This is a genomic window from Marinoscillum sp., assembly GCF_965229915.1.
Lineage (GTDB): Bacteria > Bacteroidota > Bacteroidia > Cytophagales > Cyclobacteriaceae > Marinoscillum.
The window spans coordinates 4,015,068-4,040,138 of the sequence record NZ_CBDDJZ010000001.1; the positions used below are offsets into that span (position 1 = coordinate 4,015,068).

General features: G+C 43.9%; 21 protein-coding genes. 15 read left to right on the forward strand and 6 right to left on the reverse strand.

Annotation, left to right across the window (positions count from 1 at the left end):
- Nucleotides 1–83: 83 nt before the first annotated feature.
- Nucleotides 84–431 carry a LytR/AlgR family response regulator transcription factor gene (locus tag ACO067_RS17320; protein ID WP_421876326.1) on the reverse strand — a complete coding sequence of 116 codons (348 nt, stop codon included), beginning with the start codon at nucleotides 429–431 and terminating at the stop codon, nucleotides 84–86.
- A gap of 86 nt (nucleotides 432–517) precedes the next feature.
- Here ACO067_RS17320 and ACO067_RS17325 point away from each other — a divergent pair, with 86 nt between their 5' ends.
- Both ACO067_RS17325 and ACO067_RS17330 read left to right on the forward strand, forming a co-directional pair.
- On the forward strand, nucleotides 518–1,471 hold the full coding sequence (locus ACO067_RS17325; RefSeq protein WP_421876328.1) for an aldo/keto reductase: 954 nt from the start codon (nucleotides 518–520) through the stop codon (nucleotides 1,469–1,471).
- A 51-nt stretch (nucleotides 1,472–1,522) separates the two neighbouring features.
- On the forward strand, nucleotides 1,523–2,446 hold the full coding sequence (locus ACO067_RS17330; RefSeq protein ID WP_421876330.1) for an ion transporter: 924 nt from the start codon (nucleotides 1,523–1,525) through the stop codon (nucleotides 2,444–2,446).
- Between the two features lie 88 nt (nucleotides 2,447–2,534).
- On the opposite strand, the gene ACO067_RS17335 is transcribed toward ACO067_RS17330, so the two are convergent.
- The gene (locus ACO067_RS17335) at nucleotides 2,535–3,863 is read right to left on the reverse strand and encodes a hypothetical protein (protein WP_421876332.1); all 1,329 of its coding nucleotides are present in this window, start codon (nucleotides 3,861–3,863) and stop codon (nucleotides 2,535–2,537) included.
- 344 nt (nucleotides 3,864–4,207) lie between these two features.
- Between ACO067_RS17335 and ACO067_RS17340 the strand changes: the two genes are divergently transcribed.
- Genes ACO067_RS17340 through ACO067_RS17350 form a run of 3 tightly spaced genes read left to right on the forward strand, consistent with a single transcriptional unit; the run spans nucleotide 4,208 to nucleotide 7,292 of the window.
- A complete protein-coding gene (locus ACO067_RS17340) occupies nucleotides 4,208–5,620 on the forward strand; it encodes an LA_2272 family surface repeat-containing protein (protein ID WP_421876334.1) in 1,413 nt (470 codons plus the stop codon).
- A gap of 27 nt (nucleotides 5,621–5,647) precedes the next feature.
- The gene (locus ACO067_RS17345; RefSeq protein ID WP_421876336.1) at nucleotides 5,648–6,355 is read left to right on the forward strand and encodes a ZIP family metal transporter; all 708 of its coding nucleotides are present in this window, start codon (nucleotides 5,648–5,650) and stop codon (nucleotides 6,353–6,355) included.
- A gap of 10 nt (nucleotides 6,356–6,365) precedes the next feature.
- Entirely contained in the window at nucleotides 6,366–7,292 is a 927-nt protein-coding gene (locus ACO067_RS17350; protein ID WP_421876338.1) for a heme-dependent oxidative N-demethylase family protein, read from the forward strand.
- Here the strand turns inward: ACO067_RS17350 and ACO067_RS17355 are convergent.
- A complete protein-coding gene (locus tag ACO067_RS17355; protein WP_421876340.1) occupies nucleotides 7,275–7,955 on the reverse strand; it encodes a hypothetical protein in 681 nt (226 codons plus the stop codon). The two genes, ACO067_RS17350 and ACO067_RS17355, sit on opposite strands and share 18 nt — an antisense overlap.
- 256 nt (nucleotides 7,956–8,211) lie before the next feature.
- On the opposite strand from ACO067_RS17355, the gene ACO067_RS17360 reads away from it, so the two are divergent.
- From ACO067_RS17360 to ACO067_RS17385, 6 genes are all read left to right on the forward strand, one after another.
- Nucleotides 8,212–11,589 carry a methylmalonyl-CoA mutase family protein gene (locus ACO067_RS17360; protein WP_421876342.1) on the forward strand — a complete coding sequence of 1,126 codons (3,378 nt, stop codon included), beginning with the start codon at nucleotides 8,212–8,214 and terminating at the stop codon, nucleotides 11,587–11,589.
- A 131-nt stretch (nucleotides 11,590–11,720) separates the two neighbouring features.
- Nucleotides 11,721–12,059 (forward strand): PadR family transcriptional regulator, encoded by a 339-nt coding sequence (locus tag ACO067_RS17365; RefSeq protein WP_421876344.1) that lies wholly within the window; start codon nucleotides 11,721–11,723, stop codon nucleotides 12,057–12,059.
- On the forward strand, nucleotides 12,056–14,674 hold the full coding sequence (locus ACO067_RS17370; RefSeq protein ID WP_421876346.1) for an ABC transporter permease: 2,619 nt from the start codon (nucleotides 12,056–12,058) through the stop codon (nucleotides 14,672–14,674). The genes ACO067_RS17365 and ACO067_RS17370 overlap by 4 nt, the downstream gene beginning before the upstream one ends.
- 93 nt (nucleotides 14,675–14,767) lie before the next feature.
- Entirely contained in the window at nucleotides 14,768–15,547 is a 780-nt protein-coding gene (locus ACO067_RS17375) for a hypothetical protein (protein ID WP_421876349.1), read from the forward strand.
- Between the two features lie 142 nt (nucleotides 15,548–15,689).
- Nucleotides 15,690–17,513: a 3-keto-disaccharide hydrolase gene (locus tag ACO067_RS17380; RefSeq protein WP_421876351.1), complete on the forward strand. Its 1,824-nt coding sequence runs from the start codon at nucleotides 15,690–15,692 to the stop codon at nucleotides 17,511–17,513.
- Between the two features lie 12 nt (nucleotides 17,514–17,525).
- Entirely contained in the window at nucleotides 17,526–19,445 is a 1,920-nt protein-coding gene (locus ACO067_RS17385) for a hypothetical protein (protein ID WP_421876353.1), read from the forward strand.
- Here the strand turns inward: ACO067_RS17385 and ACO067_RS17390 are convergent.
- On the reverse strand, nucleotides 19,425–20,300 hold the full coding sequence (locus ACO067_RS17390; protein WP_421876355.1) for a lysophospholipid acyltransferase family protein: 876 nt from the start codon (nucleotides 20,298–20,300) through the stop codon (nucleotides 19,425–19,427). The two genes, ACO067_RS17385 and ACO067_RS17390, sit on opposite strands and share 21 nt — an antisense overlap.
- Before the next feature lie 66 nt (nucleotides 20,301–20,366).
- On the opposite strand from ACO067_RS17390, the gene ACO067_RS17395 reads away from it, so the two are divergent.
- Entirely contained in the window at nucleotides 20,367–21,194 is an 828-nt protein-coding gene (locus ACO067_RS17395) for a 3-keto-disaccharide hydrolase (RefSeq protein WP_421876357.1), read from the forward strand.
- A 185-nt stretch (nucleotides 21,195–21,379) separates the two neighbouring features.
- On the opposite strand, the gene ACO067_RS17400 is transcribed toward ACO067_RS17395, so the two are convergent.
- A complete protein-coding gene (locus tag ACO067_RS17400) occupies nucleotides 21,380–22,438 on the reverse strand; it encodes a hypothetical protein (RefSeq protein ID WP_421876359.1) in 1,059 nt (352 codons plus the stop codon).
- A gap of 160 nt (nucleotides 22,439–22,598) precedes the next feature.
- Here ACO067_RS17400 and ACO067_RS17405 point away from each other — a divergent pair, with 160 nt between their 5' ends.
- Nucleotides 22,599–23,012, forward strand: a complete 414-nt coding sequence (locus ACO067_RS17405) for an OsmC family protein (RefSeq protein WP_421876361.1) — start codon at nucleotides 22,599–22,601, stop codon at nucleotides 23,010–23,012.
- 10 nt (nucleotides 23,013–23,022) lie between these two features.
- Complete coding sequence (locus tag ACO067_RS17410) at nucleotides 23,023–23,970, forward strand: carbon-nitrogen hydrolase family protein (protein ID WP_421876363.1); 948 nt, start codon at nucleotides 23,023–23,025, stop codon at nucleotides 23,968–23,970.
- Nucleotides 23,971–24,012: 42 nt separating this feature from the next.
- Here the strand turns inward: ACO067_RS17410 and ACO067_RS17415 are convergent, their stop codons facing one another.
- Nucleotides 24,013–24,204 carry a cold-shock protein gene (locus tag ACO067_RS17415; RefSeq protein ID WP_421876365.1) on the reverse strand — a complete coding sequence of 64 codons (192 nt, stop codon included), beginning with the start codon at nucleotides 24,202–24,204 and terminating at the stop codon, nucleotides 24,013–24,015.
- A 114-nt stretch (nucleotides 24,205–24,318) separates the two neighbouring features.
- Between ACO067_RS17415 and ACO067_RS17420 the strand changes: the two genes are divergently transcribed.
- Complete coding sequence (locus ACO067_RS17420) at nucleotides 24,319–24,888, forward strand: collagen-like triple helix repeat-containing protein (protein WP_421876367.1); 570 nt, start codon at nucleotides 24,319–24,321, stop codon at nucleotides 24,886–24,888.
- The last annotated feature ends 183 nt before the right edge of the window (nucleotides 24,889–25,071 follow it).

Sequence of the window (25,071 nt, forward strand, 5' to 3'; positions counted from 1 at the left end):
TGTCAATTACCTTTGAAATAGTACAAAACAAATCTTTAACTCTTTGCTTGCAAACCCTCTTCTGAACTCAGGAGAGGGTTTTTTTATAATACTTCATTGATGGCTTGCTCCAGAAAGGCTGCTGATTTGATTTCGGATTTGCTGATAAACTTGTCCACAGGGATTTGTACCGCATCCGTACCTTCGAGGTGTCCAGAGATGACGATTACTTTTGGTGGAGAGTCGAGTGTCTCCAGCGCTTCAATCCCATCCAGGTAAGGCATTTCGAGATCCAGGAGCAATACATCAGGACGTTCCTTGACACAAGCCATAATACCCTCCACAGGATTGGAATAAGTAGAAATTAACTCAGCGGAATTCATGTCTTCAAAGAAAACCTTGAGTAATTTCAAGAACAACACATCATCGTCTATAGCCAGGCATTTGATCATAACTTAATCTAGTCAAGTATTAAAGGTTTATCCAAACGTTAATAGGCGGGAGTGGTTACTAAATTACAATTAAAAATGAATTCAAGATGAAAGATATCATATTCGATAATAAAGATAAAATGGCAATGCTTGGTTTGGGCACCTGGAAGTCTGATCGGGGGTTGGTCTACAACGCTGTGCGCAGAGCCATAGAGGTGGGCTATCGACACATAGACTGTGCGGCCGTGTATGGGAATGAAGCTGAAATTGGAGAGGCGTTTGCTGATGCGTTCAGTGCAGGCGATGTGAAACGAGAAGAGCTGTGGGTAACTTCTAAGTTATGGAATACGGCGCATAAAAAGAATGCAGTGGTTCCGGCACTACAGAAAACCCTCTCAGATTTGAGGCTGGACTATGTGGATCTATACCTCATGCACTGGCCAATAGCCATGAAGGAAGGTGCAGGGTTTCCATCCAAAGCATCTGATTTTTATACTTTAGAAGAAGTGCCTCTGGAGGAAACCTGGGAAGCCATGCTCGACACCAAAGAGCGAAATTTGATCCGGCATATAGGGGTGAGTAATTTCAATAGCAGCAATTTGGAGGTTTTAGGTAGACTGGCATTTCCGGAGATGAATCAGGTAGAAATGCATCCATTCCTACCTCAACAGAAACTAGTGGACTACTGCAAGGCCAAGGGAATCAATATGACGGCCTATTCACCGCTGGGCTCTATGGATCGTCCTGCTCGGATCAAAGCGGACAATGAGCCGTTACTATTGGAACAACCGGTTATTGAGAAAATAGCAGAGGCCCATGACGCAACTCCAGCGCAAGTGCTCATAAGTTGGTCTATGCATCGGGGAATTGCTGTGATACCCAAGTCTACGAACGAAAAACGAATTGGCGAGAACCTGGAGGCTGCTAAGCTTCAATTAAGTGATCAGGAACTAGAACACATCAATGGTATTCAGTCAGGGCACCGCTTCATCGATGGATCCATCTGGGTGAACAATGGCTCGCCTTATTCCTATGAAGACTTGTGGGAAGGTCAGAGTTAGGTTTGTGAAAATCTAGAATTGATTATTTTGGCGAAAAAAAATTCCACCGGAATGATCATTCAAAAAGCAGCAAACAGGTTTCTTCAAACCAATACTTTCAGAAATGCGGTAGTATGGGCCATCATTTCCTGTTCCATTCTCCTGGGAATAGAAACCTATTATCCGGCCAGTAACAGACTATTTATTGGATTTGATGTCTTTTTCTCCATTTTCTTTTTGGTGGAGTTGCTCGTCAGGGTTCTTGCGACAGGTAATCTTTTTCGATTTTTTGGGCTTTTTAAGCGCGTCAAAAATGAAGATGGTGAGTATCAAATACGAGTGGATGAAGTCGGCTTCTGGAACTGGTTTGATTTTCTAATCGTGCTCTTTACCACCATCAGTTTGTTCAAGCACATTGTGGAACATCCAGAGTTTTTGATCGTGAGTCGTTTGTTTAGAATCCTCAGGATATTCCGTCTGCTAGAAGTCAGCAATGAGTTAAAGAATGTGGAGAAACGGATTATTAGCATCATTCCTACGGTATTCTCTTTTGTGTTGCTGCTAGGTATCCTGATTTACATCTACTCGATCATAGGTGTTTACTTGTTTGAGCACAAAGATTTTGGGATGGCAGATTTTTCCACTCTACCGGGGGCTTTGATGACTCTGTTTCAGTTGATGACCCTGGATGGGTGGACCGAAGTAATGAATGCGACCAGTTCCAATCTGTACCAGGCGTGGATGGTCAAAGGGTACTTTATCAGTTTTGTGATTTTTACCGCTATCATTAGTTTCAACATCTTCGTGGCGGTACTCACTTCACAGGTGCACGAGAAAATGATCGCTGAGACGGTTAAGCTAAAAGCTGATAAGAAACGTAAGAAAAAAGTCATGGCGGAAGGTGGCAATTCGTACAGCCAGGATCAGATGGATCTGGTCTTATCTGAGCTCCGGGCGTTGAGAGAGGAAGTTTCCAGCCTGAGAAAAAATCAATAAAAAACCCCGACATCTCTGCCAGGGTTATAAAATCCTGACATTGATCGTCAGGACTTCATTATAGGCGGCAAACGCCTGGTTGTTGGATTTAGAATCCTCCTTCGCTTTTAGAGGTTCTGAGTTGTTTGGCCATTGCCGCACCTATCAGACTCTCAAGAGGAGTGCCTCCACCATCATCACCACCGATGATCATGGTTTCTGGGAATTTGATTTTGGCGATCTCTGCAGCCACTTTTACATCCCGGTCTAGCTCCATTTTCAGTTTTACCTCTGGAGTGATACCAGCGGTTACTTTCTTAGCGATTTCATATGCATCAGCATCGGCTTGAACCTTTTTACGTTGTGCATTTAGGCGTTCCGTTTCCAGAGCTATGGCAGCTAGTTTCTTGTTAGTTTCTTCCTGCTTCAGCTTGGTCTCGATGGCAATCAGCGCTTTGACCTGCTCTTTTTCCTGAGCCACACGCTCTGCTGCTTTGTCACGCTCACCCTCGGCAATGATTCGCTGCTGTGCATCTTTAGCAGTCTCTACTTTTTGCTGCTCCAGCTGTCTTTTCGCTGATTCGTCACGTTGAGCTTCGAGTCGCTGCTTAAAGGTTGCTTCCAGTTCCACATTATCCACGATGACCTGCGAAACGATAATCGCATTTTCACTTAGCTCATGTTGGATACGCTTCGGGACACCATTTTCGAGGATCTTTTTCACTTCATAGGAGGTTTTAATCTCCTTGATGGCCCGATCTTCCAGGTTCGTTATTGGAGCGAAAACCGTATCCCGCTTTTCGATCTTCTCTACTGCATAGGCTCCACCTTTCAGTTGCTCTTCAAACGCTTGGCGGAAGCTCTGTGCCTCACCAGAGATGTAATCCTGTGCGGCAAACATGTACGCCGTGTTGATCAGTTGCTCCTTTACCGTAGGCACAATCGTGTTGTTTACCAAATTGCTCATGGTTCGGAACTTCACTGCCAGGTTGATGAAGCTTTCTTCATCGCGTGGCAACTCAAACCGTGTAGACACATATCCTGCAGCAGTCACCTGATCGATGAATCGCAGTGGAATGGGTTTCATCACTCCACTTACCTCAGATTCGTCTATTTCGATTCCCTGACCGACCACCTTCACATCGATGTACTTCTCCCACTTGTCGATTTTAGCAAATCCTCTCCACTTAATACCCTGCTCCATTACTGCGCTCATTTGCCCAGTAGGGTATACCAGCAGGTAGTTAAAACCTCTGTCTGCAAAGAAGAACAAGGAGTTCGTCAGCATCAGTAGCACTCCGATGAACATGAGTACAAATCCCTGAGCCTTTTTGAATTTCTTCATCCAGGCAAGTGCCGGGATGGAGATATCGATTCGTGAGATCAGGAAAACAGTAATTCCGGCCAATAAGGCCAATATTCCAAAAAAAGTCAGCATAGTTATGGCATTTAAAGGTTAAACAAGTAGACCTTGATCTCGTGCTTCTTTCTAATAAATCGGAAATCTCAAAAGCTGAGTAGCTTGAAGAAGTGATGATTGTATCTGTATATACGGTTATACGTGTAATCCTTTGTAAATGTTGCAATATTTACCGAAATAATTGAATTATACCATACAATAATTGGGTAATCTATATTTGTGAAAGCGAATAAACTATGTTCTCGTGGTTTAGTAATAGACTATTTGTATTTTAAGTTGGAATAAGAGTAGGCATCAAACATTAGTGATACAATTTTTATGGAAGTGAATGGTTATTAAGGTGTTAAATAAACCTTACCACCATGATTCACCTAAATGCCCATCACAAAGTGGGCTTAGGGGTAACTTTTTTGCTGTTCTTCCATTTTCAAGCTTATACTCAGCTCAAAGGATTGCCTTATCAGGAAAGTGTTTTTCAGCTTTCGTTTTTCCCTGGAGTTAGTACCAATGGATTGTCCTCTGCAATGTACTTTAACAAGTTTTCCATCAACTTGACGAGTGGACTTTCTGCAGGGAACCACTGGTTTGAAATAGCGTCCATTTCCAATACACATACACGATCAAGTGGAGGTATTCAGGTTGCCGGAATGGCCAATGTGGTGGGGAGTAACAGTTATGTGAACCTAACGCTTGGAGAAGAACAGCAGTACTATCGAGATGGTGAACGCTCCGATTTGAAAGGAATCCAACTGTCAGGCTTAATGAATTTTGTTCGTCATAACGTACAGGGATTTCAGTTGACCGGGGGTATGAATGTTAATAATGGCAATGCGCAAGTCTTTCAATTTGCAGGTTTCGCCAATTATGTCGGTCAGAGTTTTGGAGGTACACAAATAGCTGGCTTGGCCAATAATGTAAACTATGGTGCGCGAGGCTTGCAGCTGGCCCTAGGCTTTAATCGAGCAAAATGGGAAATGGATGGCCTTCAATTATCCTTGGTGAATAGTGCGGGTATGTTGTCAGGAGTCAATTCCGTACAGCCAACCTCCAGACGAGGTGTACAGGTTGGCTTGGTTAATCTAAGTAAGACCAATGATGGACTACAGCTTGGGTTGTTTAACAAAACAAAAGGTTTTCGTGGAGTTCAGGTAGGCTTGGTCAATTTTTACCACAGTAGTCCCTATCAAGGCGGTCAGGGAAATGGAAAGTACGGTGTGCCGATTGGGTTAATCAATATTGGGTCTACTGGTAATCATGTTCGTATTTATAACAACAGCCTCTTTTGGACTAATTTGGAGATCACTACGGGCAATTGCCGCAACTGCACCTGGACAGAGTCTAAAATGCCTATTAATAGTAAATTCCAGAAAATGAATCAGAATGCCTTGATTTTTGGGTACAACCAATGGGCATACGTTTCGCCTTACAAATGGACTATCGGTTATGGATTTGAGCAGGTACTTTACAACAAGTCATCCATGTCAGCAGCTGATCCAAACAATAAGCGTTTTTTTGTTAGTTACGGAGCCAGAGTGCAGCACCTAAATCGAGATAGACAGTTTGAAAAGCGACTTAATCTTTTGAGTGTACTGCATTCGGAAATTGGTCTCAAAGTTACCAGCAGTATGTATGTATTTGGTGGTTTGAATCTAAACAGCGAATGGATGAAAGAATTGGCAGAACCCACTGGTCTGGAAATGATCCTGGCAAGTGGTTCATTAGGTGCTCGGCAGTATAGACTGTGGACTTCTTATACCGTGGGGCTTCAGATGTGATTTTTCAGATGTTAGTACCTTTAAGTTATGCTACTAGAAATTCTCTTATACGCAGGTTTTGCAGGTATTACCGTGATCATTGGTGGCTTACTGGCCAACTTCTTTAATCATCACATGGAGGAGACTCCGGTAAAGTACGAGATCACTCATACCATGATGGCATTCGGTGGAGGCATTATCCTTTCGGCTGTGGGATTGGTCTTGGTTCCGAAGGGACTGGAGCAACTATCCCTTTGGCCGATGATCATTGCGTTTATAGCGGGTTCTATGCTCTTTTATTTTATTGATAAGAAACTAGCAGCCAAAGGGGGGCAAATGGCCACTTTGTTGGCCATGCTGATGGATTTTGTGCCCGAGTCCATTGCACTGGGAGCTATTTTTGCTACCGACCCTTCTACCGGTACTTTACTAGCTATTTTCATTGGTCTTCAAAACCTTCCCGAGGCATTTAATTCTTTCCGGGATATGGTTTTGAGTGGCTTTAGTGTCACTAAAACCCTGGTCATATTTGCATTTCTTAGTTTCTCTGGAGTATTGGGGGCGCTTTTAGGTCATTTTGTTCTCAGTGATTATCCAGAAATGACAGCCTACCTTATGGTCTTTGCCAGTGGTGGGATTCTCTACCTGATTTTTCAGGACATTGCACCAGAGAGTAAAATGGAAAAGAGTTTTGTGCCTTCATTAGGTGCTACTCTGGGTTTTTTGGTGGGGATGATTGGCGAAAAGGTCATTTGACAGATACATCATGGAGAAGTACTTACCTTTCCTCACTGGAACCTATTCTACCGCACCAGGTCTTAAAAGTCTTTCCAAATCCAAAGAGGCTCGAGATCATCTAATTTTTCAAATAGATGACACCTATGATCACTACCTGGCTAACAAGGCTATGTGCCGTCAGGAAGGCATTGAGAAATATTACCATCAGGCGAGTATTTCACCAGACACTATCAGGACGGTGAATGACTTTATCATTGAGCAACTCACCTCGGAATATCCAGGTCATTTTGAAAAAACTTCCGATAGACAGTTTATTAATCATAAAACCGGTCAATCATTTAAAATTCAGAATGGACAGATTATCAATGAAAGCCAATTTGAAGATCTGTTCGACGTGTTGTGTAGCCAAGTACAGGAAGATCTAGCAGTCTTTCAACTGACTGAAAATTCTGATTATTTAACGGCGGTTCACCTCTGTGCCCCCAATCACTGGTCCCCAGCCGACAAGATTGGAAAACCTTTTGATGCGATTCACCGGCCGGTGGCTGATATGGAAGAGACCATCAAACGCTATCCACCGATGCTGCAATCCATCGTCGGGTTTGGTGAGCCTTTTACGCGCTTCGCCTGGGGAATAGGCACGGATCAGCGGCTAAATCATCATCCTGAACCTCCCGAGGGAGTGGATCAAAGAGATTGGGAGGGACGTGCGGCGGTTTCCAAAGAAGGTCCGATTTATCTGCGAGTAGAGCGTCAAAATCTCATTGGTTTTAAAGAGGTCAATGCTTTTCTCTTTACCATCCGAACTTATCACTATTCGGTGGGTGATCTCAGTGCTTTTGAGAAGCAAAAGCTTTGGGAGTCTGTACAGAGTATGTCTCCGGCTACACTGGAGTATAAAGGCTTGAATGCTTTTTTACCGGAGTTGGAGCGGAGGCTAATCTTTAGTTTTTAGGTTTATAAAGAAATGATCTAAAGTGGATTTGAAATGACTAGATAATGGAGAGCTGTCTTCGGGGAAGATGTTATAGTATCTTTTTATGTTGTTAATATATCTGGCATAACGGACATTCATTAATTCTGTAAAAAAAACTCGGTCTTTAACTGAATCGTTCTTTAATATGTTTTCAATAGTGAATTGCAGTAAATTAACAAGAGGTCTTAACTTATTATAGGACATTTTAGCATGCGAAAGACTTTCTTCTAACCTTTTGATAGCAGTTGGATTCGTTGATTTTCCAGATTTCTCAACCAACGCGCTGTAGTTATTGATTGAACCGTTAATTGAGCCAAAGGCTTTATCCCCTTTTTCACTCCCATCACCTATTTTCTCTATTTCCGCGTCAATCATTTTTAGTAATTCATAAATATTGGATTGTTCTCGCTCACTTTGAAATAGCTTGTTCGCATCGATCTGCGCTTTGAAAGCTTTCCAGACAACGAAAGCACTAATTAGCCCAATAAACGGTGCAGTAATACCCCCTATTGTATCTCCAATTTGGCCTGAATTTGAAAAGTCCAATCCTTGAATTATAGCTCTTCCAGTGAGAACCCACGGCATTAATAAAATGACCAATGCAATGAGTACGGCAATGAGATCAATCTTTTCAATCTTCATTTTATCTTAAACTTGATTTTTTATCACCTAGCAGAAAGTTACTAAAACATGTTTTTAGTTTACGCTTTTGCTTCCCAAACCTTATTCAATATTCTTTTCCGTCGATGATTTAAATGGAGTGTCTAATATAAGTTGCTCCAAACACCCTTCTGCACTTTGTTTATCCCACCAAATCCGAACAATAGCAGGGTAGTTTTGCTTATTTTTGTGGTTACCCGAAATCAACATATATACCCCAAAAACTAAAACTTTACTTATGTCTCAAAGCATTGCCCCATACAAGCCGACCAATCACATTCGTATTGTTACTGCCGCGTCTCTTTTTGATGGTCATGATGCAGCCATCAATATCATGCGTCGGATCATTCAGTCCACAGGATGTGAGGTGATTCACCTTGGGCATAACCGGTCGGTACAAGAGATCGTGGACTGTGCCATCCAGGAAGATGCCCAGGCCATAGCCATTACTTCGTATCAGGGAGGTCACGTAGAGTACTTCAAGTACATGTATGACCTGCTGAAGGAGCGTGGAGCGGAGCAAATCCGCATCTTCGGTGGTGGCGGAGGTACGATCCTTCCGGAAGAAATCGAAGAACTTCATGCTTACGGAATTACCCGTATTTACAGCCCGGATGATGGACGTGAGATGGGTCTCCAAGGCATGATCAATGATTTGGTCAAAGGAGCTGATTTTGCGGTGGGTGAAAACCTCAATGGCCAGATGAAGCGACTGGACAAGCAAGAGGCTGGTGATATTGCACGAGTGATTTCTGCAGCCGAGAACTACCCGGAGCAGAACAAAGGCATGCTGGATGAAATCCGTAAGACCATCGAAGCAAAGAAAGTGGCTCCGGTTTTAGGAATCACCGGCACAGGTGGAGCTGGAAAGTCCTCGTTAGTGGATGAGTTGGTTAGAAGGTTCTTGTTGGATTTTTCAGACAAGAAAATAGCTGTGATTTCTGTGGATCCATCCAAAAGGAAAACGGGTGGAGCGCTGTTGGGCGATCGTATTCGCATGAATTCCATTTTTTCGGATCGCGTGTACATGCGGTCGTTGGCGACACGTCAGTCCAATCTTGCCCTTTCTCGCTATGTGAAAGATGCCGTAGACATTACCAAAGCAGCAGGGTTTGACCTGATCATACTGGAGACTTCTGGCATTGGTCAGTCCGACACAGAGATTACCGATCATTCAGACTTGTCTCTTTACGTGATGACTCCAGAATACGGAGCAGCTACTCAGCTAGAGAAGATCGATATGCTGGACTTTGCCGATGTGATTGCGCTTAACAAGTTTGATAAGCGTGGGGCACTGGATGCACTGCGTGATGTGAAGAAGCAATATAAGCGTAATCACCAGCTTTGGGAAACCAATGATGACGAATTGCCAGTATACGGCACCATCGCCAGTCAGTTCAACGATCCAGGTATGAATCAGCTGTACAAAGCGATCATGGACCTGTTAGTGGATAAAACAGATGCAGAGTTGAAATCCAATTTCCAGTCGACCAAGGAGATGTCGGAGAAAATCTACATCATCCCACCCAAGCGGACGAGGTACTTATCGGAGATCTCAGAAACCATTCGCGACTATAACGATACCGTAGAAAAGCAGAAAGAAGTAGCCCAAAAGCTTTACGGTCTGGATAAGTCACTGGAAGTGATGAAGGAGATGGATAAGGCTGAGGCGATAAAGGCCATAGAAGAAGCCAAAGCGCAACTCGAGCTTGATTTGGATCCACACAACAAGAAATTGTTAGAAGAGTGGGATGCCAAAAAAGCGAACTATGAAGGAGACACCTTCACTTACGAAGTTCGTGGCAAGAAAATAGAAGTGGAGACGCGTACAGAGACGCTTTCTCATACCATGATCCCAAAGGTGAGCTTGCCAAAATACGAGGCGTGGGGTGATGTGTTGAAATGGAGTTTGCAGGAGAACGTTCCCGGTGAGTTTCCTTACACTGCCGGTGTATTTCCTTTCAAACGAAAAGGCGAAGACCCGACGCGAATGTTTGCGGGTGAGGGTGGACCTGAACGAACCAATAAAAGATTCCATTATGTTTCGCACGGCTTGCCGGCAGCAAGACTATCCACCGCATTTGATTCGGTAACGCTCTACGGAGAAGATCCTGACCACCGACCGGATATCTATGGTAAGATTGGAAACTCTGGGGTGAGTATCTGCTGCCTGGATGATGCCAAAAAACTTTACTCAGGCTTCAATCTATGCGAGCCGACTACTTCGGTATCCATGACCATAAACGGCCCTGCCGCGACTATCGCAGCATTTTTTATGAATGCAGCAATCGACCAGCAGTGCGAGTTGTACATCAAGGAAAATGGTCTGGAAGCGGAAGTAGAAAAGAAAATTAAGAAGATCTACGACAAGCTGGGAAGCAAACGCCCGACCTACAATGCGGAATTGCCACAAGGTCATAACGGACTGGGACTCATGTTACTAGGAGTAACTGGTGACGATGTGCTGCCAGCAGATGTGTATAATGAAATCAAAGCAAGAACCTTGTCGTCTGTTCGCGGTACAGTGCAAGCAGATATTTTAAAAGAAGATCAGGCACAGAATACGTGTATTTTCTCTACTGAATTCTCTTTGAGGCTGATGGGTGACGTGCAGCAATACTTCATTGACAATCAGGTGCGCAACTTCTATTCCGTATCCATTTCAGGCTATCACATTGCGGAGGCTGGTGCCAACCCGATAACTCAATTGGCATTTACATTGGCGAATGGTTTCACGTTTGTGGAGTACTACCTCTCTCGAGGAATGGATATCAACAAGTTCGCGCCAAACCTTTCCTTCTTCTTCTCCAATGGAGTGGATGCTGAATATGCCGTGATTGGTCGAGTAGCGCGAAGGATCTGGGCCAAAGCCATGAAAGTCAAGTATGGTGCAGATGAGCGCTCACAAAAGCTGAAATACCACATTCAGACTTCAGGAAGATCACTTCACGCACAGGAGATTGACTTCAATGACATCCGTACCACGCTACAGGCACTTTACGCTATTTATGACAATTGTAACTCGCTGCACACTAATGCCTATGATGAGGCAATTACCACACCAACAGAGCATTCCGTTCGACGGGCCATGGCGATCCAGCTCATCATCAACAAAGAGCTTGGTCTGGCTAAAAATGAGAACCCAATGCAGGGATCATTCATTACAGAAGAGCTCACGGATCTGGTGGAAGAGGCAGTGATGATAGAATTTGATCGCATTACAGAACGTGGTGGTGTGCTTGGTGCTATGGAGAGTATGTATCAGCGTGGTAAGATTCAGGAGGAGTCACTCTACTACGAAACTAAGAAGCACAATGGCGAACTGCCGATTATTGGAGTGAATACTTTCTTATCATCTAAAGGCTCTCCTACGGTGATTCCTGATGAAGTGATTCGTGCGACTACTGAGGAGAAGGAAGATCAAATAAAGAATCTCAATGAATTGCATCACCGCAATGAAGCGCACATGGAAAACATGCTGAAGAAGCTTCAGGATGTAGCGCTGAACAATGGAAATACCTTTGAGCAATTGATGGAAACTTCTAAGTATTGTTCCCTCGGCCAGATCACCAATGCCATGTTTGAAGTAGGGGGGCAGTATAGAAGGAATATGTAACCAGTATTGAATCTGAACTAATTAAAAAAAAAGGCTGTGAGAAATCGCAGCCTTTTTTTGTTGGTGGACAACCATTTCATAAAGGCTACGTTTAGGACTTTAATATTAAAGCTACAAACAGGACTTTAACTATGGGTAAAAATTCAATTGGTGAATTTGAAGAAATCTTAATGTTGACTGTGGCGGTGCTCTATCGGCAGGCCTATGGGATTGCCATTAAGGAAGAAATAGAATCCAAGCTCAACCGAAAAGTAAGTGTAGGAGCTATGCGGACCGCACTTAAGCGTTTGGAAAAGAAAGGGTTGCTTAAGTCTGAGTTGGGAGAGGCTACGGCCATTCGCGGAGGCAAACGCAAGCGGTATTATCTGGTCACACCTCTTGGTCAGCGCGTATTGAAGGAAGTAATGGATACCCGCAAGCAACTCTGGGACTCCATTCCTGATGTAGCTTTTGATCTAAAACTCATATGAAAAAGTGGGAGATACCACCTCCAAAATGGCCACTGAAGTTTCTCAGGTGGTTTTGTGATCCAGAGATGTTGGAAGACATAGAGGGAGACTTAACCGAGCTTTTTGGTTTGAGAGCTCCGTCAAAACCCCATCTGGCAAAATTGATATTCTGGGTTGACGTGCTGCTAATGTTCCGACCAGGAGTCATAAGAAATTTCGAAATTCCTAAACTTAATAACTACGGTATGTTCAAGAATTATCTGATCGCCTCCTGGCGAAATCTGATGAAGAATAAGCGTTTTTCTGCGATCAATGTCTTCAGTTTGACGCTAGGTATTGCCGCTTGCATCATTATTTTTTTATTTGTGAAAGAGGAGCGATCATTCGATGCTTTTCATACACAAAAGGACAAGATCTACAGGTTGTGTGAGGTGCAGTCATTTCCTGGTACCAACACACAAAAGGTAGCTCTTTCTATGCCCGGTATGGGCCCAACGATGATTGAGGAATTTCCAGAAATCCAGTCCTTTACACGTTTTTGGGGATGGGGTAGCCAGTCCGTTCGCTTTGGAGACAAGCATTTTTTGGTAGACAAAGTACATGGCGTAGATAGTACGTTTTTGTCCATTTTTAATTTTCCGATTGTTGCCGGTGATCCATCTGGCAAAATGGACTTGCTGGAGACTTATCTCACCAGATCCACTGCGGAAAAGATCTTTGGGTCTATTGATGTGGTGGGCAATCAGCTAGAGCTTGATGGAGATCTACTCACGGTCATTGGGGTATTGGAGGATGTTCCAGATGGCTCGCACTTACAGTTTGATATGCTTTGTAATATATACCTTGGTGCTCAGAGAAATCCAGATTTTGATCACCAGTTTGGGAGTAATTATATGAATACTTACTTCGTCTTAAACGATCAGGCTGATCTGGACGACATGGCTAGCCGCTATCCTGATTACCTGTCAAGGCAGATGGATAGCGAGGACATCAACGATTATTACCAACTGTTTTTGCAGCCGCTTGCCGAAGTGCATCTGGCATCTAACGACATAGAACATGACTACAATAATCACCGCAAATTCAATGGCACTTACATTGATGTGTTTGTGCTGATTGGGGTTTTTATTTTGATTATCGCCTCCGTGAACTTCATGAATCTGACCACAGCCAGAGCCACTACACGAGCAAAAGAAGTCGGAGTACGAAAAACCATCGGGGCGCTAAGAAATCAGCTGTTTTTTCAGTTTATCCTGGAGTCTACTTTGATGGCGACTATTGCTTTTGTCTTGGCACTTGGGATTAACTTTCTAGCTACACCTTTTCTAAATGACCTGATCGATAGAAATTTCTCCATGTGGCAATTTTTGAATTCAGACTACTTACTGATGGCATTTGGGTTCACCCTGATTCTTGGGTTTATTACTGGCTTGTACCCGGCTATTTACCTGTCATCCTTTCGCCCGGTTACAGTACTCAAAGGGTTGGGTAGCGGTGATAAAAAATCATTGTTCAGGAGTTCGCTCATCGTACTCCAATTTGGACTGGCAGTAGGGTTGATTGTGTGTACGCTGGTCGTTGTGCAACAGCTGATGTATATGAAGAACAAAGACATTGGATATACTACAGATCATATCCTGCTCGTCAGCCTCAAGTACGATGCACACGATAATTACCCGCAGATCAAGGAAGAACTCTTGAAGCGATCCAACGTGCTTGGCGTAACGGCATCAGGCCAGCGAATAGGCAATAACTTCCATCAGTATGGATTCAAGGTCCAGCAGGACACGGGTATAGTTAGTTTCACTCCTTCCAATGTGGTGGTAGACTATGACTACTTGGATGTTTACAACATTCGGTTAAAAGAAGGTAGAAACTTTAGTAAAGAATATGCCAAAGATGATGGCCTTGCCTTTGTAGTCAATGAGGCCTTTGCTGAGGAGCTGGGTTTTGACGAGCCAATCGGCAAACGTGTGGGTCATGGCTGGTATCCTGATGATTCTTTGGGTACGATTATAGGAGTCACAGAAAATTTCAATTTTAATTCCCTTCATTATAAAGTCAATACCCTATCCATGGTGATTCATTCTGCTTGGGGATATAGTGAAATGTCCGTGAAACTTAATGGCAAGAACATTGCAGCGGGAATCAAGGATGTAGAAGAGGTTTACAATCAGTTCGTCACCAATTATCCATTTGAATACGAGTTTCTGGATGACCATTTCGCCGAGTTGTATAAATCGGACAGTCAGCTTGGATATGTAATCACTATCATAGCTGTTCTGGCTATCTTAATCGGATGTATGGGATTGTTTGGATTAGCGAGTATTTCAATCAATAGACGCATTAAGGAAATTGGTATTCGAAAGGTGCTTGGCGCCTCGATTAACGACTTGATATTCCTGCTGTCTAGGAATTTTGGCTTGCTCATTCTTATCTCATTTGTGGTAGCTATGCCATTTACCTGGCTTTATTTATCTGGTTGGCTGGATAGTTTTGCCTACCGGATTGATATCAATCCGTTAGTGTTTTTGGTCGGAGGCATAATGGCTTTAGTGGTAGCGATGCTCACCATTTCTATTCATGTATTCAAAGCAGCATATGCTAATCCAGTTAATTCCCTCAGATATGAGTAAATGTAAGTGGTTGATAATCAATGGCTAGTAGCTTTATTTTATTTTTGGCATTATAATTGGCTAATCTCTACATGAAACCAAATATGTAGAGTCATGAAAAGAGCAGTTTTACTTTCGATCGTTTTTGCCTTCCTATCGCTAACTAAAAGTAATGCGCAACAGTGGAGTTTTGTCACTTCATTCGGTGTGACTCAAAACTGGGCAATGCCTTATGATGTGGTACATGCCATCGAGCACGATTACTGGGGATATGACATAGTACATACTCGCAGAATCGTCCAGCACGGAAAGTTGTTTTATGACGTGGTGTTGCAAAGAGGTGACGTGTTTGTGACAGTAAGCATTGGTCGTTATGGGCGTATTTTTAACCGAGTGGTTGCTTACAATTATCCGTTTCACAATCACGTTTGTAACAACTTCTGCGGGTACCATTCCAACTTCTATCGAAGGAATGTAGTGGCATGTAGTGGAAATCATCATCATGGTCATAACCACGTCAGCTATGTGAGACGAAACTATTACAATCATCAGGGAAATGGTCACGGCTATGCTTATGGGCAGTATAAGTCTCAAGGGAATAAACACTATGGCAACTCTGCTAATCGCAAAGATTATAGGGATACCAATTCCTACAAGTCAAGACAGAATTCCCGCGATTATCCGCGAAGATCTGCAGGTAGCTATGCAGTTAGAAGCGATCATGATAACCAACCAAGTAGATCCAATACAGCAGCTGGCTCCACACGAGGATCTAGCAATAGAAGTACTGCCAGCACAAGAAGTGGCGAGGAGAGGTCGAGCAGCCGATCAACTGCATCTACAAGTAGTTCGGAAAGCAGAAGTGGGCGGAGTTACAGCTCCAGATCTAATTAAGAGATTGTTTACAGAGTAGTGAGTTTTGATCTAAATGGGTTCTCAATTGGGAACCCATTTTTTTATGATGTCCATTTAACACATTTAGGTTGATCCTGCTTCTTTAATTGCGTAGATTTCACATCCAAAAATGTAATAGTATATGAAGAAGATGTTCATTGGGATGCTAGGGTTGTTGGCATCCAATTTTTTAATGTCCCAAAACGATGGTTTCACTACCCTGGAGCTCAGGGATATGTCGGCTTTTCAGTCGCAAGCTGGCAACTGGCAGATTGTCGGTGGTGTGACCATGGATCCTACGGTGGATATCCACCATGAGAACGGTGAAGCTGAAAGCAAGAAGAAGAAAAAAAAGAATGCTGTAGAGCCTCGTGCAGTGACCACTACATCAGGTACGGGTGTGCTGGTAAACCTTCCTTCAGATGACAAAAAGAGTAACCTGCTAACCTCATGGGAGCATGGTGATATAGAGCTCGACCTGGAGCTCATGCTACCGAGAGGTTCCAATTCTGGACTGTACCTGCAGGGGCGTTATGAAGTACAGCTTTATGATAGCTATGGGGTGCAGCGGCCAAAGTTCTCAGATATAGGAGGGATCTACCGCAACTGGGAGAGTGATCCCGAAACGAGTTATATGGGTAAGGCCCCACTGACCAATGCGGCCAAAGCTCCTGGGTTGTGGCAGAGACTAACCATCAGTTTCAGGGCACCAAGGTTTGATGCGTCCGGGAAGAAAATTTCCAATGCCCAGATAGTAAAGGCAACTCTAAACGGTGTGGTAATCCATGAGAATGTTGAGATCCCTTTGCCAACAGGTGGACCGGTCCAAAATAACGAAGTTGCCAAAGGGCCCATAATGATACAGGGTGATCATGGAGCTGTTGCCATTCGCAACTTCAAGTACAAACTGATGCACGATCTAAATGCTGAACTCATGGACATCAATTACCAGGTGTTTCATGGAACTTATGACACCTATGAAGATGCTGAAGCAGCGACGGATGCAGTTGATCAGGGAACACAACAGGAGCTAACCTGGGAAGTGGCCAAACGTGAAAATGACTTTGTGTTGAAGTATCAGGCTGTGCTCAAAGTAGCCGAGTCGGCCAACTATACGTTTTCAGGATCTTTTGGTGGCCAGGCGAAGCTCAAAGTTGGAGGAGAAGAAGTGGCCAGAGGTTGGAGAAATTTCAGTGGCAGTAAACAACTAGACGCAGGTGAGTACCCAATAGAATTGCTCTACTTCAAAACCAGATCCTGGATAGATCCATTTTTGGGGCTTTCAGTCAAAACTCCAACAAGTCACGATAAGCCTCTTAACGCCTTTAGTTCTCATCCGTCAAGTGTTTCTGCTGTAGCACCAATATTGATTCAACCGGAAGGTAACAAACCTAGACTTCTACGGGCTTTTTTAGACTTTGAAGGTGACAGAGATCGCCGGATTACTCACTCCATTGGAGTAGGTGCTCCTACAGGTATTAACTATGTGTACGATTTAGGTAGAGGAAATCTCGCTTGTGTTTGGAAAGGAGATTTTGTGAATGCCACACCTATGTGGCACGACAGGGGCGACGGATCTTTCAAGCCATTGGGAATGATTCAGTATCTCTACATGGGCTCACCCATTAACGGCACCATCAAGTCCAATGGCTATGAAGTGGATGCACAGACTGGGTTTCCAACATTCAGCTACGATTCAGGTGGGAAGACAGTAACCGACAAAGTCTACGCAGAAGGCTCGAAAGTGATTCGTGAAGTGACCGTTGATGGACTGTCAGGAAGCTTTGAAGTAACAGAAGGCAGTAAAATTTCGAAAATGTCCAATGGGATGTATGTAGTAGGTGATAGCGAGTATTACATTGAAGTCCTATCTGGACAATCTGCTGAAATCAAGAATGAAGGTGGACAAGCAAAACTGCTGCTGACCATCGACTCTTCTCCTATTAAATATGCTATCATCTGGTAAACGACATTGTCTATGAAAACGATAAAATACCTAATTGCTTCTTGTCTTATACTGGTATCATGCCTTGTGATTGCACAACCGGTGGAAGATGATTATTATCAAATGGTCACCATTCCGGCTCCAGAGGGAGTTCTCCTGGAGGTTGGTGGAATGACCACCATGCCCGATGGACGAGTGGCACTATCCACACGCCGCGGTGATGTATGGGTGGTAGAAAATCCTTATATGCGAGGTGGTGAAGTGCCTCGATATACTCTTTTTGCATCAGGGCTACACGAGTCACTCGGTTTGGCCTATTATCAAAACTCCCTCTATACCGCTCAGCGTGGGGAACTCACGCGTTTAGAAGATACTGATGGCGATGGCATGGCCAATGTCTACGAAACGATTTTTGCCTGGCCACTTTCAGGACATTACCATGAATATTCGTTTGGGCCGAAAATCGATGCGGAAGGTAACATGTACGTGACGGCCAATGTGGCTTTTGGTGATGAAGAATGGTGGCGCGGTGAGAGCCGTGTTAAATGGAGAGGATGGACCATGAAGATTAGTCAGAATGGTGAAATGACTCCATGGGCTACAGGAATGCGGTCTCCTTGCGGTATCGGCCTGATAGATGGGGAGTTCTTCTATGATGACAACCAGGGCGACTGGATTGGTTCGGGTGCCATTTGGCATGTGAAGCAAGGTTCGTTTACCGGGCATCCGGCAGGCTTACGTTGGTCAGATGAGCCTAATGCTCCAGTGGAAGTGAATCAGGAAACGTTTTACAGCACCTTTGATGAGCGACGGATCAAAGAGAATGGTCGGATGATCAAGCCGGCAAATATTCCCAATGAAGAAGACCCATTAACCATGGTCAAGGCACGAGAGACCTTTCCGGAAATAACGCTACCTGCAGTTTGGCTGCCTCACGCCATCTTGGGAGTGTCTAACTCAGAGATACTGAAGGATGAAACTGGAGGAGGGTTTGGGCCATTTGCCGGACAGGTGTTTGTAGGCGATCAGGGACAGAGTAAAATCATGCGTGTGGACATGGAAAAGGTCAATGGAGAATACCAAGGTGTGGCATTTGATTTTCGCTCCAATTTCCAATCGGGAGTGTTGCGGATGACTTTTGGCAAAGATGGTTCCTTATTCGTTGGTGAGACCAACCGGGGTTGGGGATCAGCTGGACCTGCCAATTCTGGTTTTGAGCGATTGGTGTGGACAGGAAAAGTCCCGATGGAGATGAGGACTGTGCGAGCAATGCCGGATGGATTTGAGCTTGAGTTTACCAAACCTGTAGATATTGAATCAGCCAAAGATCCAAATAGCTATGTTGGACAGAGCTTTACCTACAAGTACCATTCCGTATATGGTAGCCCAACCATTCAAAATGAAGCATTGAAAATCCGGGGAGTAAAGGTATCTGACGATGGCTTAAAAGTTCGTTTGGTGGTGGATAACCTTCGTCAGTATTTCATACATGAGATCAATACACCAGGAATCAAATCTGCGGAAGGAGGATTGCCCGTACTTCACCCAAGAGCTTATTACACGTTGAATAATATACCGGAAGGCGAAAAACTGAAGGACTCGGATCTCTCGATGCGCAGTAAGAAGAGTCCATCTAAAGGGGTGGCGATCAAAGGACCAAAGCGCGAACCAATGCGAGCACAAGAAGTCCTCACTTACGAGGAGGTTGAGCCATTGCTACAAAAGAACACCTGCCTGGCTTGTCACAAGATGGATAATAAAGTGGTAGGGCCTCCATTCCTAGAGATTGCTAAGCGCAGGTACAGCAACAAGCGTATAGTGGAATTGATCTATTCTCCAGAACCTGAAAACTGGCCAAACTATGCCACTCCTATGGCTCCAATGCCGCAGGTACCCAAAGACGAGGCGGAGAAAATAGCCGCCTGGATCAACTCACTTCGGAGTGGAGACTGATTCTTTTGTAAGTTTCCAGCGTTTGTGAGTCCACAGCCAATATTCTGGAGCAGCAAGAATTTGCTGCTCCAATTTTTTGGTATGCCTTTCTGTGATTGATCCATCAGGTGTTTGAGTAGGGATGCTTTCCAGTATGTCAAATGTGAGTTCGTAATGTCCTCTTTTAGGTTTGGTGGCACTCCCATAGACCACTACATAATCATAGTCCTTGGCATAGCGTTCTGCTCCGAAATGCACGGCTGTTTCTTGTCCGAGGAAGTCGGTCCAGTAGACTTTCTGACGTTTTCTGGGGCATTGATCGACGGCAAAGGTAGTGACCGTGAGTTGATCCTTGTAAGCTTCAAAATATTCCCTGGTTTGTTTTTTAGGAACAAGTACCAACCCAAATTGGGATCGTGACTTGGAGAAAACATATTCCATGAAGTCGTTGGTGATCGGTGTATAGATACCTAGCAGCTTGTGGTGAATTTGCGGATCAGTAGCTACAGCAAAGTATTCCCAGTTCTGGTAATGACCACCAACCAGTATAACGCTCTTGTTGCTATTGGCTAGTTCCTGAAAGAGCTCTGGGTTGGTCACAGTAAAACGCGATATGATCTCTTTCTCAGAAATGCTGAAAAGCTTGATAGACTCTACGATCAAGTCGCAAAAGTGCTGATAAAATTTGCTTTGAATGCGCTTTCTTTCCTGAGGAGATTTATGAGGAAAGGCTTTGTCCAGGTTGGTTTTGACAACACTACCTCGATAAGGAACGAATCGCATGATCAGGTACAGCAGGTCTGATAGCAGGTACAGGGCGCTGAAGGGAAAGAGGGAAAGTGGTTTGATCAACAGGTAAAAAATGATTCTGCTCATGGGCAGCACAATCTAATAAAGATCGCTATTTTGCTACCTGTTTAGGATTCAATTAAATGTAATAGTATGAGAAGTATTTTTTCACTTTTGATGATTTTGATTGCAACAGTCGGTTGGGCGCAGCTTCCAGAGATCGACTGGGACGAATTAGGCAAAACACAGCCGTGGGCAGTGACGGAGCTTTACAAAGAAGTACCAGTAGTCACGCCGGGCGAAGGTGCCAAGGCACCATCTGATGCGATCGTGCTTTTTGATGGGGATGATCAGGAGATGTGGCAGAAAGCTCAATTTGGCTCGCCGGTTAATATGGAGGGATTCGAAGCGATGATTCCTTTGGTAGATCCTGATTATAAAGGTGAGGCCGCAGAGTGGACCATTAAAAACGGAGAACTGGAGGTGAATCCAGGGACCGGTTCTATCGCTACTAAAAAAGCTTTTGGAGATGTGCAGTTGCATGTGGAATGGACGGCACCTGTGATGCCGGCTGATAAGAAAGGACAAGCGGGCGGTAACAGTGGTGTAATTTTCATGGGCATGTATGAAGTACAGGTATTGAACTCTTACGAAAACCCAACGTACAGCAACGGACAAGCCACTTCCATCTATAAGCAGCACATTCCTTTGGTCAATGCCTCCAGAGCGCCAGAGTCATGGCAGGAATACGATATTATTTTCATGGCTCCTAAGTTCTCTGATGAGGGCAATGTAGTGAGTCCAGCGAGGGTTACAGTCATTCATAATGGTGTGCTGGTTCAGAATAATGTAGAGTTGCTAGGGCCAACTTGCTTTATTGGTACACCTTATTACATCGCGCATCCAGAAAAACTACCATTGGTACTGCAGGATCACAATGATAAAATGCGATTCAGAAATATCTGGATACGGGAATTGTAGTGAAATGCCACAAACCATTGGCATTGTAACACACGAAACGTATCTTTATAGAGTGTTCGCTCAGCCCTTTGGGCTGACAAAAGCTTCATTTACGGTGAATTGTAACCATCAGCCGATTTGAGGCATTAAAAAAAGCAATCCACATCGTGGATTGCTTTCTTATTTTATTCAGGTCTTAAACCTTCTTAGGCGGTTATCGCCATTTCTTTTCGGTAGTGCTTTCTTATTTCCCAAATCTGATTGATATCATCGATCAGCTTCTTGAGCACCTCTGGTGAGATGGATTGCTTTGGATCATCACCAATACCTTTTTTAGGGTCGCAGTGTGTCTCTACAATCACTCCATCAGCTCCATAAGCCATAGCCGCCATAGCTGCTGATGGCACGTATTTGGCTCTTCCAACCGAGTGCGAAGGATCTACGATCACCGGTGCCCACGTTTTTTCCTTAAGGAGTGGAGTGATGGATTCGTCCGGATAGTTTCTATAACCATCCATGGTAGGAGAGGTTCCTCTAGGGCATAGCATGATGTCCGGGTTTCCACCTGCTGCAATGTATTCACTTGCTGCAATGAACTCATTGATAGGACCCATTCCCATAGATCTTTTAAGAAGAACAGCGATTTGTTTGTCAGCTGTTTCCTGACCCACTTGCTTCAGCAAGGAATAGTTCAGGGCATTTCGAGCACCGATTTGAAGAATATCGACTCCTGCTTCCACAGCGATGGACAATTGGTGTTCGTCCATTACTTCGGTATCTACCGGAAGTCCGGTTTGTGCTTTTGCTTCCATCAATATTTTAATGGAGCTATCATCTCCCTGAAATGAATACGGCATAGTTCGCGGTTTCCATACACCACCTCTGATCGCTTTGGCTCCAGCTTCTTTTACCGCATGCGCCGACTCCAAAAACAAATTAGGGTTTTTGGGATCTATGGTACAATGGCCGGCAATGATAAATGGTGACTCGCCCACGATGTGATTGCCTATTTTGATGCGATGGTGCGAAAGCTCTGAATGCACATCCATTAGCTTAAACGGCGAATCAACAGCATCAAATCGATCTACATAGTCCAGACCGAGTATCCTGTTGACCATAATGGTTTCTCTCTCCTCACCGAGTACGGCATAGATGGTTCTATGGTGTCCTTCGATAGGTTGAATTCTGCAGCCATACTCCTCTACAATGGAAACTATTTCCTCAAACTGCTCATTTGTTAATTTTGGCTCCTTAGGAATTATCATAACCTAGTAAGTTTGCTTTGAACGAGCAAAAGTAGCGCACTTACGTTATTACCCAAGGGGAATTGTTGAAATGTGACTGAAAAATTCTGAATATTTAGATTTTTCAAAACAATCAAGGGGTTAAATTTAGAAATGCACAACTTTTTAAAATTTTATTACGATGAAGATCAAATTAGGCCATCTCGCAGATGAGGAATATTATGCGGTAACAGAACAAGGGATTCGTGTGGATATCGATATGTTGCCCTCCGATCAGAAAAAAGCCATGTCTCCCATGCAGCTACTGTTATCAGGTGTGATTTCATGTGCAGCAGTGGATTTGGTATCTATGGTGAAGAAGCGCAGAAAAACTTTGGTGGAGTTCTCTGGTGAGGCAGAGGGTGTTCGTAGAGATGAGATTCCTAAAAAGTTTACCGAAATACACATTGTCTTTACGTTTGTTTCGCCTGATCTGGGTGAGGAAGAGGCACAGAAACTCGTGGACCTTGCCGTGGAAAAATATTGCTCTGTAGCGGCATCATTGGATCCAGCCATCAAAATGAGTCATGGAGTGAAAATCGTCCGCCCTGAATGATATGAGTGACATGCTGAAAGTAGCTGTTGCGCAGATTGCCCCGGTTTGGTTGAATAGAGTGGCCACTCTGGAAAAAGTAGTTTCCAAAATTACAGAGGCGGGAGAGGAGAAGTGCCAGCTTGTGGTCTTCGGGGAAGCACTTGTGCCCGGATATCCCTTTTGGGTAGAACATACTGAAGGGGCTATTTTCGATAGCGACTTACAAAAAGACCTCTATGCACACTATGTAGATCAAGCGGTGGATGTAGTGCGAGGAGACCTGGATGCCGTTTGCAAGGCTGCTAAAGATGGACATATCGCTGTGTATTTAGGTATAGTAGAACGTGCTCAGGATCGCGCCGATAGTTTGTATTGTTCTTTGGTATACATTGATGCGCACGGTGAGATTCAGTCGGTCCATCGCAAGGTCATGCCCACCTACGAGGAGCGATTGGTTTGGAGCATAGGTGATGGCAACGGCTTGCAGGTACATGAGCTTGGTCCATTCAAAGTGGGAGGTCTGAACTGCTGGGAAAACTGGATGCCTATGGCTCGCGCATCGCTTTATGCTCAGGGTGAAAACCTCCATGTGGCTGTGTGGCCTGGCAATTACCGCAATGTTTATGATCTCATACCCGTGATAGCCAAAGAGTCCAGGTCTTATGTGATTGCAGCATCTGGTGTGTGGAACGCAGCGGATATACCCGATGATCTGCCACATGCAAACCTGTTAAAAGAACGAATGAAAGGTACACTGGCCAATGGTGGAAGTTGCGTGGCGAAGCCTGATGGTAGCTGGCTGATTGAACCTGTGACGGATAGAGAAGACCTGTTCTACACAGAGCTGGATCATCAAATGGTACGTAAAGAACGATTGCTCCTCAATGTATCGGGTCATTACAGCAGACCGGATGTTTTTCAGCTGGAGCTGAATCAGGAGCGACAAAATCCCCTGAAAAAGAAAAACCCTGACACTTAAGGTCAGGGTTCACTTTGATTAAAATACTTTCTATATGACTAATTAAGCAAGCTTAACATCAATTGCATTTAATCCACGTTTACCTTCTTTCAATTCGAAGGTTACATCATCATTTTGTCTGATCTCGTCGATCAAACCGGATACGTGTACAAAGTATTCTTTGTCAGTTCCGTCTTCTTTTATGAAACCATAACCTTTGGAATCATTAAAGAATTTTACTTTACCAGTGCTCATTAAAAAAGAAATATAATTTAAAATTACGCCAAAGGTACAGAAATATTCTTGTCACAAGATTAAAACTGGAACAATGTTTGGTAATACTATCTAAGAAACCAAAAAATCTTAGATATGAAAGCCTTATTTACCTCCGCACTATTAGCCAGCCTCATTGTATTTGTTTCATGCACAGAGACTTATGTGGGACCTCAAGGTCCGGTAGGTCCACAAGGTCCAATTGGTCCCGCCGGGGCTGACGGTGAAAACGCCTACGTGTTCGAGTGGGAAAATGTGGATTTTACCTCACCTGCTTACGAGGTGATCCTTCCATATCCAGACAATTTCGAAGGGCTCGCTTCTGATGTGGCGTTGGTTTACTTTCTGTGGGACACGTATGAAACCAATGATGGCGAGGTAGTAGAGGTTTGGAGACAGATTCCTCAGACCATACTGACCGATGATGGTGCATTACAGTACAACTATGATTTCTCCATGTATGATGTGCGGTTGTTCATGGATGCTGAGTTTCCGCTAGACATATTGGGTGCGATCGATACCGACGACTGGATTGTAAGAGTTGTGGTGGTTCCGGGTGATTTTTGGGACAGCGGTCGCGTGGATTTTTCAGATTATGATAAAGTAAAAGAACATTTCAATCTGCCAATTTTTAATAAGTCATATAGCCAACAGGTTCGCAGATAAGAATATTTCTTTAAATCAAATGATATAAGCTACTCTTGTTGGGTAGCTTTTTTTATGTAATTATTAACTAAAAGTTATCAATTGATAGTATATTCTAATGTAGATACATCAGATATAAGTGTTATCTTTACACTACAACCAATTTAGGCAGTTGTTCTTTAAGACCATTTACCATCAATAAAG

What these genes read in the sequence shown, in the direction of transcription:
- ACO067_RS17340 (WP_421876334.1), top strand. Translation starts at nt 4,208, where the DNA reads ATGATTCACCTAAATGCCCATCACAAAGTGGGCTTAGGGGTAACTTTT.
- ACO067_RS17420 (WP_421876367.1), top strand. Translation starts at nt 24,319, where the DNA reads ATGAAAGCCTTATTTACCTCCGCACTATTAGCCAGCCTCATTGTATTT.
- ACO067_RS17345 (WP_421876336.1), top strand. Translation starts at nt 5,648, where the DNA reads ATGCTACTAGAAATTCTCTTATACGCAGGTTTTGCAGGTATTACCGTG.
- ACO067_RS17355 (WP_421876340.1), bottom strand. Translation starts at nt 7,955, where the DNA reads ATGAAGATTGAAAAGATTGATCTCATTGCCGTACTCATTGCATTGGTC.
- ACO067_RS17405 (WP_421876361.1), top strand. Translation starts at nt 22,599, where the DNA reads ATGAAGATCAAATTAGGCCATCTCGCAGATGAGGAATATTATGCGGTA.
- ACO067_RS17410 (WP_421876363.1), top strand. Translation starts at nt 23,023, where the DNA reads ATGCTGAAAGTAGCTGTTGCGCAGATTGCCCCGGTTTGGTTGAATAGA.
- ACO067_RS17395 (WP_421876357.1), top strand. Translation starts at nt 20,367, where the DNA reads ATGAGAAGTATTTTTTCACTTTTGATGATTTTGATTGCAACAGTCGGT.
- ACO067_RS17385 (WP_421876353.1), top strand. Translation starts at nt 17,526, where the DNA reads ATGAAAACGATAAAATACCTAATTGCTTCTTGTCTTATACTGGTATCA.
- ACO067_RS17375 (WP_421876349.1), top strand. Translation starts at nt 14,768, where the DNA reads ATGAAAAGAGCAGTTTTACTTTCGATCGTTTTTGCCTTCCTATCGCTA.
- ACO067_RS17350 (WP_421876338.1), top strand. Translation starts at nt 6,366, where the DNA reads ATGGAGAAGTACTTACCTTTCCTCACTGGAACCTATTCTACCGCACCA.
- ACO067_RS17390 (WP_421876355.1), bottom strand. Translation starts at nt 20,300, where the DNA reads ATGAGCAGAATCATTTTTTACCTGTTGATCAAACCACTTTCCCTCTTT.
- ACO067_RS17360 (WP_421876342.1), top strand. Translation starts at nt 8,212, where the DNA reads ATGTCTCAAAGCATTGCCCCATACAAGCCGACCAATCACATTCGTATT.
- ACO067_RS17365 (WP_421876344.1), top strand. Translation starts at nt 11,721, where the DNA reads ATGGGTAAAAATTCAATTGGTGAATTTGAAGAAATCTTAATGTTGACT.
- ACO067_RS17415 (WP_421876365.1), bottom strand. Translation starts at nt 24,204, where the DNA reads ATGAGCACTGGTAAAGTAAAATTCTTTAATGATTCCAAAGGTTATGGT.
- ACO067_RS17325 (WP_421876328.1), top strand. Translation starts at nt 518, where the DNA reads ATGAAAGATATCATATTCGATAATAAAGATAAAATGGCAATGCTTGGT.
- ACO067_RS17400 (WP_421876359.1), bottom strand. Translation starts at nt 22,438, where the DNA reads ATGATAATTCCTAAGGAGCCAAAATTAACAAATGAGCAGTTTGAGGAA.
- ACO067_RS17330 (WP_421876330.1), top strand. Translation starts at nt 1,523, where the DNA reads ATGATCATTCAAAAAGCAGCAAACAGGTTTCTTCAAACCAATACTTTC.
- ACO067_RS17380 (WP_421876351.1), top strand. Translation starts at nt 15,690, where the DNA reads ATGAAGAAGATGTTCATTGGGATGCTAGGGTTGTTGGCATCCAATTTT.
- ACO067_RS17335 (WP_421876332.1), bottom strand. Translation starts at nt 3,863, where the DNA reads ATGCTGACTTTTTTTGGAATATTGGCCTTATTGGCCGGAATTACTGTT.
- ACO067_RS17320 (WP_421876326.1), bottom strand. Translation starts at nt 431, where the DNA reads ATGATCAAATGCCTGGCTATAGACGATGATGTGTTGTTCTTGAAATTA.
- ACO067_RS17370 (WP_421876346.1), top strand. Translation starts at nt 12,056, where the DNA reads ATGAAAAAGTGGGAGATACCACCTCCAAAATGGCCACTGAAGTTTCTC.